The organism is Aestuariivirga sp. (genome assembly GCF_041738905.1).
In the GTDB taxonomy this organism is placed as follows: Bacteria; Pseudomonadota; Alphaproteobacteria; order Rhizobiales; family Aestuariivirgaceae; genus Aestuariivirga.
The window spans coordinates 1-9,396 of the sequence record NZ_JBGSOZ010000176.1 but is presented as its reverse complement, the minus strand read 5'-3'; the positions used below and the strand labels follow the sequence as shown (position 1 = coordinate 9,396).

Sequence of the window (9,396 nt, the reverse complement as noted above, 5' to 3'; positions counted from 1 at the left end):
CGCATCGCAGAGTTCGTTCAGGTCCTTGCGGATGGTCTGCGGCGTCACGTCGAAACGCAACGCCAAGTCATCCACCGTCACGCTGCCGGCTTGCCGCGCGAGGACGAGAATCTGCTGTTGCCGTGGGCTTACGCCTTCCATTATCACTTCGCCTGCAAAATCCATCCATCAAGAACCCGCCCGGACAGCCGGGAAATCCGAGTCCCATATTTCACTATTTTTCGTTTTTCGCAATCATGGACCACAAGACAAGTTCGAAAATTTTCTTAATGACCTTCGTTTTGTTTCAAGTGATAGTTTGTCGCAGGCATTTCAAGGTGGACCACAATGAAACTGAAATGCCTGGTTTCGGCAGCAATCCTGGCGCTCATGGCGTCCACGGGTTCCAGCCTTGCCGACATCGATGCAGCCAAGAAGTGGATCCATTCCGAATTCCAACCCTCAACACTGTCGAAGGAATACCAGCTCAAGCAACTGGAGTGGTTCATCAAGACAGCGGAGCCCTTCAAGGGCAAGGAGTTCAATGCGCTCCCCGAAGGCATTCCAACGCATGACCAGGAATCGAAGGAGTTGACCAAGGCTTTTGAGAAAATCACTGGCACCAACGTGAACCGCCAGAGTGCTTCAGTTTCCAGGTGGCAGAGCATGCATTAGTATTCTACGCTGAGGCAACATCGACCTGTCTGGCGCGGGTTTTTGAGCATGCCGAACGATAGAGATGTGGCCGCGAAATTGAAGATTGTCCTTCGTCAACCGACCGCAGATGAACTGGCGGAATTGAGCCACTTGTGCATCAGGTCGAAAGCCTTCTGGGGTTACGATCAGCAGTTCATGGACGCGTGCCGAGGTGAACTGACCTTCGCGCCCGACGACCTCAAGTCAACCCATATTGCGGTCGCCGAAATGAAAGGTGATGTCGCAGGCGTCGCCCAATTCGAGATCGCCGATGGCGAAGCTGACCTGCTCAAACTCTTCGTCGCGCCCGAAGCAATTCGATGTGGCGTTGGCCGCCTGCTGCTCGGTTGGGCCTGCGCGGCTGCATGCAACATGGGGGCGGGAAGAATGTTCATAGAAGCTGATCCGGCAGCCGCTCCATTCTATCGCCGCCTGGGCGCACAGGATGTCGGCCTTGCGCCTTCTGGCTCAATACCCGGAAGGGTCCTTCCAAAATTGGCAATTGAACTCAAGACAGAAAGCATTCGGATGAATCACGCTGACCCCCAGATCACCTCCCGGCTGGCACTCGCCAAGCGCATTGCGTTGGAGGCCGGTACGCTTGGCCTCGGATATTTCGGCCGCTTGGGCGAGTTGACTGTCACCAGCAAGGGCCACCAGGACATGGTGTCGGAGGCCGACCGTGACGTCGAGACGTTTCTCCGGGGCGAGATCTCGAAGTCATTTCCCCATGATGGCATCCTTGGTGAGGAACATGGCTTGAGTGCCGGCACCTCTGGTTACACCTGGGTGCTCGATCCGATCGATGGGACAGCCAACTTCGTCAACGGCATTCCGGCGTGGAGCGTGGTGATCGCATGCATGACGGCAGAGGATACGGTGCTCGGCGTCATTCACGAACCCAATGCAAACGAGACCTTTGCCGCCAGCCTCGGTGGCGGCGCCACGGTCAATGACAAGCCCGTGAGAACGTCCTCCGCCACCAGCCTCTCGCAAGGGTCTGTCGGAGTGGGGCTCTCGAACCGTGTGGACTGGAAGCCGGCCGTGAACTTCATCACCGATCTCATGTCCAGTGGCGGACTGTTTTTCCGCAATGCATCGGGCGCCATCATGTTGGCCTATGTCGCTTCGGGCCGCCTGCTCGGATATGTCGAGGAGCACATGAATGCCTGGGACTGTGCTGCTGGCCTTCTGATGGTGAGTGAGGCCGGGGGCCGCATTCACCGCACGGGCAGCGCCGAGCTTCTCGAAAACGGCGGCGTGATCATTACAGGTGGCGCCGGGGTCTTTGACGCCATCGACCGCATGGCGAGGGGAGCGTTCAGCCTGGCAGCAGAACCGGGCCTTCCGCGGAGAAACTGACGGCGACTGTTCCGTTGACGGCTAGCCTGTCATCACTATCGAGCGACTTGACGAACAGGTCTCCAGCGGCGGTGGCGACGGCGTACTCCCAATGGCTGCCGACATAGACCGCCTTGCTGAGGCGGCCCGCGAAGCCGGGTTGCCCGTCCGCCGGCGCCAACCTGATCCGGTTCGGCCGGACGGCGAGCATGGCGGGTCCGCGCTTCAGTCCACGCGAGGCAAGCGTAAGTTCCAACCGCTCGATCCGCACGAGAGCGCGGCCATCGGCACTGTCCACGATCTCGCACGGGATGATATTGGCCTCGCCGATGAAATCTGCAACGAAGGCGGTGTCCGGCGCTTCATAGAGCTCCCGTGGGGTTCCCGCTTGCGCGATCACGGCATTGTTCATCACCACGATGCGATCGGACACGGCAAGCGCTTCCTCCTGGTCATGCGTGACATAGACGACCGTCAGTCCGAGCGACGTCTGTATGTCGCGGATTTCCTCGCGCACGCGGCGGCGGAGCTTGGCATCGAGGTTGGAGAGCGGTTCATCGAATAGCAGGACCTGCGGTTCGAGCACCAGTGCGCGCGCCACAGCGACACGCTGTTGCTGCCCGCCGGACAATTCGCCGGGCATGCGTCCGCCATAGCCCTTGAGGCCGACGAGTGCGAGCCCCGCATCCGCGCGCTCCCTGACCTCACTCTTGGAAAATCCAGACAGCTTCAGCCCATAGGAGACATTCTCCTCCACGTTCATGTGTGGGAACAGCGCATAGGACTGGAACACCATGCTGACATCGCGGTCGGTGGCGGGAAGCTTGGTGACATCCCGCTCCCCGATCAGGATGCGCCCGCTGGTCGCCATCTCGAGGCCTGCGATCATGCGCAGCGTCGTGGTCTTGCCGCAGCCGGACGGCCCAAGCAACGTCACCAGCGTTCCGGGCTCGACACGCAAGGAGATGTCGTCAACGGCCTTCACGGTGCCGCCATAGACCTTTGAGACGTGATCGAACTCGACCGATGCCGCGTTGCCCTTGATTTTCATGTGATGATCTTCATGTCTAACCGCCTGCCGCCCAGTTGGTGCGTGATTGATCGAACCTGCGGCCGAGTTGCCGCCGCCCGACGAGAAGCTGGAACAGGCCGATGGCCGCAAACATGACGAAGATGAGCACGGTCGAATAGGCAATCGCGATGCCGTACTCGTTGTTCTCGACCTTGCCGATGATGTAGCTCGTCGCCATGTCGTAGCGCGCGCTGACGAGGAAGATGACCGCGCTGATGGCTGTCATGGACCGCACGAAGGAATAGACCAGGGCCGCGAGGATCGCAGGCCTCAGCAACGGCAGGATGATCTTGCGGAACGTCTGCCAGCTGTTGGCGCCGAGCGTAAGGGAAGCCTCGTCGAGGCTCTTGTCGAGCTGCGACATGGAAGCGATGCCGGCCCGGACGCCCACCGGCATGTTGCGGAAAATGAAGCTCAGGATGAGAATGAGCCCGGTACCGGTGAGCTCGATGGGCGGCACGTTGAAGGCGATGATGTAGCTGACACCGATGACGGTGCCCGGAACGGCAAAGCTCAGCATTGTGGCGAACTCGAAAGCATTGCGCCCGGCAAATCTCTGCCGCACCAGCAGATAGGCGGTGATCAATCCGATTGCCGCAGTGAGCGGCGCCGAGATCGCCGAGATTTGCAGCGTCGTCCAGAAACTGTCCCATGCAGCACCGCGGAAGTGCAGGCCATGCTCCGTCCAGGCGATACCGAAGGAACTGATGTAATGCTTGAAGGTGAGATTGTTCTTCAGTCCCCAGACTTCGATGAAACTGCCATAGATGATGATGAAATAGACCACCAGCGTGAAGGCCGTCCACGCCCCGGCGATGGTGTAGAGCGTCACCCGGACCCAGCGCGGCAGCAGGGGATGATGCCCGCTGTCGCCCTTGCCGGTGAGCGTGGTGTAGGATTTGCGGCCGAGCCAGAAGCGCTGGAGATAAAAGGCGAGCAGCGTGAAGAACAGCAGGACGATGGCGAGCACCGCCGCGCGCCCTGAATCGTTCTGCGCACCGACGATGGCGAAGAAGATCTCCGTCGACAGCACGTCGAAATTGCCGCCGAGCACGAGCGGATTGCCGAAGTCCGCCATGCTTTCGATGAAGCCGAGAAGAAATGCGTTGGCGAGGCCCGGCCGCATCAGCGGCAGCGATACGGTCCAGAACGTGTGCCACGGATTGGCGCGGAGCGTCTGGGCCGCTTCCTCCATCGATGGGCTCACGCCCTCGACGACGCCGATCAGGACCAGAAAGGCAATCGGCGTGAAGGCGAGAAGCTGGGCGATGAACACGCCGTTGAAGCCATAAATCCAGCGCGTCGGCTGAGTGCCGAAGGCCTCCGCAATGGTCGCATTGACGATGCCGGAAAGACCGAACATCAGGATGATGGCGAGGCCGATCACGAAGGGCGGCGTGATGATCGGAAGCAGCGTCAACGCCCTCAGCCATTTCCCGAAGCGGAAACTGGTCCGGGTCACGACCAGCGCAAAGACAAGGCCGAGCAATGCGCTGAAGACACCTACCATTATTGCAAGAAACAGCGAGTTCCACGCCACGCCGCAGCGCGTGCCACCGGTGAGGCAAGCAAGCGACCAGATCTTCGGGTCGGCGAACTTCGCGAGGAACAGCGAGAGTGAATAGCTTCTATCCTCGGCCTCGAGGCCAGAGGCAAACATCTTGAGGATGGGAAAGAAGACGAAGATGCCGACGACGGCGACCACGAACCCGATCGAGCTCACCACGAAGACGTCGCCATTGACGGCGCCTCGCGCCGCAAGACCCTGCGTGAGGAAAAACAGGAAGGCCGCCGCCGTGAACAGGGCACCATAGCCCATGCCGAACTGGCGCTGCTCCATCGGCCCAAAGAGTTGTTCGAGCCAGCCCCATCGCCAGCCATTGAGGCCGATGGAGAATCCTTGAAGGAGAAACCATGTGAGTCCGCCGATGCCCGCGATCAGCAGCAGTTTCGAGAACAGCGGATCGGATTTCTCACGGCCCCAAAGCGTGAGCGGCATCAGCAGGAAGATCAGATGTGGAAACAGCCACGGCCTCTCAAGCCCCGCAAAGAGGCCGGACGCGCCAGGACCTGCGACCGGCCAGCCGCGCGTGATCCAGCGAAGATCGAGATATCCACGCTCGAGGCCGTACCAAGGCAACACAACGAAGGCGGCGAGCCCCACGCACAGCCACAGGAGAACCGTGGGGTCCAGCCCGCGCCGTGGAGCGGACTGGACGGCGAGGGCGGAACTCACGGGCATTCCCTGTTTACTGGGGCAGGGTGCTCACGTCGTCGTCCCACTTCTTCAGCAAGCGCTTGCGCTCGTCCGACGAGCCGTACTTCTTGAAGTCGTAGTCGATCAGCTTGATTGACGAAAGGTCTGGCGAGAGCGGCGAAACCTTGGCGTTCTTGTTGGATGGCACCTGATAGGACTTTGCTTCAACAGCACGCGACTGCACATCGGCCGAGAGCGCCCAGTCATAGAATTTCTTGGCGCTGTCCATGTTGCGGGAGCCCTTGATGATGCTCATGGAGCCGATTTCGTAGCCGGTGCCTTCGCAGGGGGCGACCACCTTGACCGGAAAACCCTGTGCGGCCTGAGCCACGGCATCATGCATGAACACGATTCCGACAGTGGTCTCGCCCTTGGCGGCGGCCTTGATCGGGGCGGAGCCGGACTTCGTGTACTGATTGATGTTCACATGCAGCTTCTTCATGTAGTCGAAGCCGCCATCTTCGCCGAACATCTGCACCATGGTGGCGAGCGTCGTGTAGGCCGTGCCCGAGGAATTCGGGTTGGCGATCTGGATCTGCCCCTTGAATTCAGGCTTCAGGAGGTCGCTCCAGCAGGCTGGCACCGGCAGGTTGTTCTGCTTCAAGAGCTCTTCATTATAACCATAACCCAATGCGCCCGAATAGATGCCGATGGTCTTGTTGCCGGCGGCTTCCGCTTGCTTGACGGCCCAGGGCTGCAATTCGGCCCGCATCGGAGATTCATAGGCGACGGTCAGATCTTCTTCTGCCGCCTGCAGGTGAGGGTCGCCGGTTCCACCCCACCAGATGTCCCCCTTGGGATTCTCGGCTTCGGCCTTGACCTGCGCGAACGTCTCGCCTGAGCTCTTGCGCGTCATGTCGACATTGATTCCTGTCGCCTCCTCGAAGCCCCGTGCCATCAACTGGCACCATTCTTCGTCGGCACTGCAATAGAGCGTCAGATCATCAGCAATGGCGGGCGTTGCAAAACTCACTGCGCCAAGCAGGATAGCGGAAAAAAGCTTGCGGTTCATGTCGGTCCTCCCAGTCATTTTACTTGTTACATACCTGTCACAATTCAGTGTGGCTTAGGTCGGCAGGGAGTTCAATATATATTGTCAGCTCCTCCCCGCATCGAGGCTCAGGACCATTGGTTTCCTTGCGGAACAGGTTCCGGTCCAAATCACGCTCCTTGCCGAAGGAAGCTGAGACGAGTGAACTGCTCTTGTTGAGCAAGGCGCAGATGACGCGATGATCTTCCGTTGCCGCATGGTCTTGCTTCAGTCGATGACCGCAGGGTTGTGGGCGGTATCGTCCATGTCATCCGCGCCGGCCTGCAGCGGAAGAATGCGCCCAAGGCTCTGCGGCCTGCAAAGGTATCCACATCAAGGCAGCATGGATGTATCCGTCAGTAGACGGCGACCTGTTCGGGTGGCAGCGATGCACGGCCCTTGATCTTGTCCGACATCTTTTCCGCGAGCATGAGGACGGTCGCGTTCAAGTTGGCGGTGACGACGTCGGGCATGATCGAGGCATCGACCACGCGCAGGCCCTCGACGCCATGGACGCGGCCCTCGCCATCGACCACCGCCATTTCGTCAAGGCCCATCCGGCAGGTGCATGAGGGATGATGCGAGGTCTCTGCCTTGGCACGCGCGAAGGCATCGATCTCGGCATCGGACTGGACATGGGCACCCGGCGCAATCTCGGCGCCGCGGAACGGATCGAATGCCTTCTGCGCGACGAGATGGCGCGTGATGCGGATGCCGTCGCGGATTTCCTGGCGGTCTTCCTCGTCCATGAGATGGTTGAACAGGATGCGGGGCGGGTCGAAGGGATTATTGGAGCGGAGCCTCACCCAGCCGCGGCTGCGCGGCCGCATCTGGCTCAGGTGGATCTGGAAGCCATGCCCATCCACCCGCTCGTTGCCGTCATAGCTGATGGCGACGGGCGCGAAGTGATGCTGGAGATTGGGATAGTCGACATCCGGATTGCTGCGGAAGAAACTTCCCGCTTCCCAGATATTGGTGGCGCCGGTTCCCGTCTTGAACAGCAGCCATTCCAGCCCCACCGCCAGACGGCCCAATGGGCGGGTCGCGGGATAGAGCGAGACCGGTTGGGTGCAGTGATATTGGACCAGATAATCGAGATGATCCTGAAGGTTCTCGCCCACGCCCGGCAGATCGACCTTCACGTCAATGCCATGCTGGCGCAATTCATCGCCGGGACCGATGCCCGAGAGCTTCAGGATCTGCGGCGAGTTGAAGGCGCCCGCGCAGAGCAATACCTCGCCCGTGGCCCGCACGCTCCTGGCCTCGCCGTTCTCGATGTATTCGACGCCAGTTGCGCGTGCGCCGTCAAAGAGGATGCGCGACACACGGATGTTCGTAAGCAGGTCGACGTTGCCCTTTTCACGCGCGGGATGAAGATAACGCCGCGCCGCGCTCGACCGGATGCCCTTGTGTGTCGAGCGCTCGAACTTGCACACACCTTCCTGGCGGAAGCCGTTGACGTCGTCCGTGAAGCCAAGCCCGGCCTCGATCCCCGCCTGGATGAAAGCCTTGAACAGCGGGTTGTCGCACTCGGGCACAGTGACCTTGAGGGGGCCGCCGCTGCCCCGGAATTCGCTTGGGCCCTTCTCGCTTGTCTCCATGCGCTTGAAGTAGGGAAGGCAATGGGCATAGGACCATTGCTCCAGCCCGTTGGCGCGCGCCCAGCCATCATAGTCACGCGGATTGCCGCGCAGGTAGACCATGCCGTTGATCGATGACGAGCCTCCGACGACGCGGCCGCGCGGATAATTGACCTTGCGGTTGTCGAGATAAGGTTCCGGTTCAGAGAAATAGTTCCAGTTGTAGCGCTCGGACTTCAGCGGCTCCGCCAGGGCCGCCGGCATCCGGAGCATGTAGAGGCTGCGGTCCATGGGACCTGCCTCAAGCACGAGAACCCGCCGCTGCGGGTCCTCCGCAAGGCGGGCCGCGAGCACCGAACCCGCAGAACCTGAACCGATGATCACATAGTCATAAGCTGAAACAGGCACGTCTCTTCACTCGCATAAGCTTGCAAAATCTTATGCGAGGTACTCTCCGCTGGAAATCCAAATATATCCAACGAAATGTTCGAACGTTTCGAACATGTCTGCCGCGAGATTCATCGCGGCAAACCCATCATATCCCGGTCAGATCAGTAACGGACCATCCCAGCGTCGACATTGAGGGTCTGACCCGTCATCCAGCGTGCGTCGTCGGAGGCGAGGAAGGCCACGGCGTCGGCGATGTGCTCGGGCTGGCCGCGGCCCGGCAAGGCCTGCAGCATGCCGACGAAATCAAAGGCATTGGCATGCGGGCTGGCCTTCACGCCATCGCTCTCGATCAGGCCCGGCGACAGGGCATTGACGGTGATACCGTGCTTGCCGAGTTCCGTTGCCGCCGCGCGCGTGAAGCCGATGACGCCGCCCTTGGAGGCCACATAGGCCGCCATGTTCGGTGTTCCCGCAAAGAAGGTGTTGGATGCGATGTTGATCACCCTGCCCTTGATGCCGCCGCTGCGCATCTTGTCGGTGACGGCCTTGGTCATCAGGAAGGTGCCGGTGAGGTTGACGTCGATCAGGCGGCGCCAATGGTCGAGGTCGATGTCATCCCAGGCGATGAAGGGCACGATGGCGGCATTGTTGACGAGAACATCGACGGCACCCGCCTCGGCGACGAGGTTTGCCACGTCCTCGGGCTTCGAGATGTCACAGGCGATTGCGATGGCGCCATGGCCGATGTCCTTGGTGGCAGCTTCCGCACCCGCTGCGTTCACATCACTGACGATGACTTTGGCGCCATCGGCCGCGAGACGCGTTGCGATGGCCTTGCCGATGCCTTGTGCCGCGCCCGTGACGATCGCCGTCCTGCCGTCCAGCCGTTTGCTCATGTCTGATTCTCCAATGGCGGTGTTGTGTTCAATGATCCGAATCGATGACGGCGGTTGCGGCGGCGATGGCCTTGCCGACGTCTGCCGTGTGGCCCAGCGCATTCAGCGCGCCGCCAAGTGCGGCCAGCGCCGCAATGGCATAGATGGGCTGCGCC

The 9,396-nt window shown here is 60.6% G+C and carries 8 protein-coding genes; 2 read left to right on the top strand and 6 right to left on the bottom strand.

The features are described 5' to 3' along the window. A partial coding sequence (locus ACEW8Q_RS16705) for a DeoR family transcriptional regulator (protein WP_373505190.1) occupies window positions 1-141 on the bottom strand: 141 nt, incomplete at its 3' end. A gap of 186 nt (window positions 142-327) precedes the next feature. Between ACEW8Q_RS16705 and ACEW8Q_RS16700 the strand changes: the two genes are divergently transcribed. Both ACEW8Q_RS16700 and ACEW8Q_RS16695 read left to right on the top strand, forming a co-directional pair. After that, a complete protein-coding gene (locus ACEW8Q_RS16700; RefSeq protein ID WP_373505188.1) occupies window positions 328-654 on the top strand; it encodes a hypothetical protein in 327 nt (108 codons plus the stop codon). 48 nt (window positions 655-702) lie between these two features. Continuing rightward, entirely contained in the window at window positions 703-2,037 is a 1,335-nt protein-coding gene (locus ACEW8Q_RS16695; RefSeq protein ID WP_373505187.1) for an inositol monophosphatase family protein, read from the top strand. Here ACEW8Q_RS16695 and ACEW8Q_RS16690 read toward each other — a convergent pair. From ACEW8Q_RS16690 to ACEW8Q_RS16670, 5 genes are all read right to left on the bottom strand, one after another. After that, on the bottom strand, window positions 1,997-3,067 hold the full coding sequence (locus ACEW8Q_RS16690) for an ABC transporter ATP-binding protein (RefSeq protein WP_373505186.1): 1,071 nt from the start codon (window positions 3,065-3,067) through the stop codon (window positions 1,997-1,999). The genes ACEW8Q_RS16695 and ACEW8Q_RS16690 overlap by 41 nt on opposite strands. Before the next feature lie 16 nt (window positions 3,068-3,083). Next, the gene (locus tag ACEW8Q_RS16685; RefSeq protein WP_373505189.1) at window positions 3,084-5,282 is read right to left on the bottom strand and encodes an ABC transporter permease; all 2,199 of its coding nucleotides are present in this window, start codon (window positions 5,280-5,282) and stop codon (window positions 3,084-3,086) included. A gap of 55 nt (window positions 5,283-5,337) precedes the next feature. Beyond that, window positions 5,338-6,357, bottom strand: coding sequence for an ABC transporter substrate-binding protein (locus ACEW8Q_RS16680; protein ID WP_373505185.1), 1,020 nt, complete (start codon window positions 6,355-6,357; stop codon window positions 5,338-5,340). 374 nt (window positions 6,358-6,731) lie between these two features. Continuing rightward, a complete protein-coding gene (gene betA / locus ACEW8Q_RS16675) occupies window positions 6,732-8,363 on the bottom strand; it encodes a choline dehydrogenase (protein ID WP_373505184.1) in 1,632 nt (543 codons plus the stop codon). A gap of 143 nt (window positions 8,364-8,506) precedes the next feature. Next, entirely contained in the window at window positions 8,507-9,241 is a 735-nt protein-coding gene (locus ACEW8Q_RS16670; RefSeq protein ID WP_373505183.1) for an SDR family NAD(P)-dependent oxidoreductase, read from the bottom strand. Window positions 9,242-9,396: the final 155 nt, after the last annotated feature.

Bases quoted from the DNA above. Each gene is read 5' to 3' on its own strand.
- ACEW8Q_RS16700 (WP_373505188.1), top strand. From the start codon at position 328: ATGAAACTGAAATGCCTGGTTTCGGCAGCAATCCTGGCGCTCATGGCG.
- ACEW8Q_RS16695 (WP_373505187.1), top strand. From the start codon at position 703: ATGCCGAACGATAGAGATGTGGCCGCGAAATTGAAGATTGTCCTTCGT.
- ACEW8Q_RS16690 (WP_373505186.1), bottom strand. From the start codon at position 3,067: ATGAAAATCAAGGGCAACGCGGCATCGGTCGAGTTCGATCACGTCTCA.
- ACEW8Q_RS16680 (WP_373505185.1), bottom strand. From the start codon at position 6,357: ATGAACCGCAAGCTTTTTTCCGCTATCCTGCTTGGCGCAGTGAGTTTT.
- ACEW8Q_RS16670 (WP_373505183.1), bottom strand. From the start codon at position 9,241: ATGAGCAAACGGCTGGACGGCAGGACGGCGATCGTCACGGGCGCGGCA.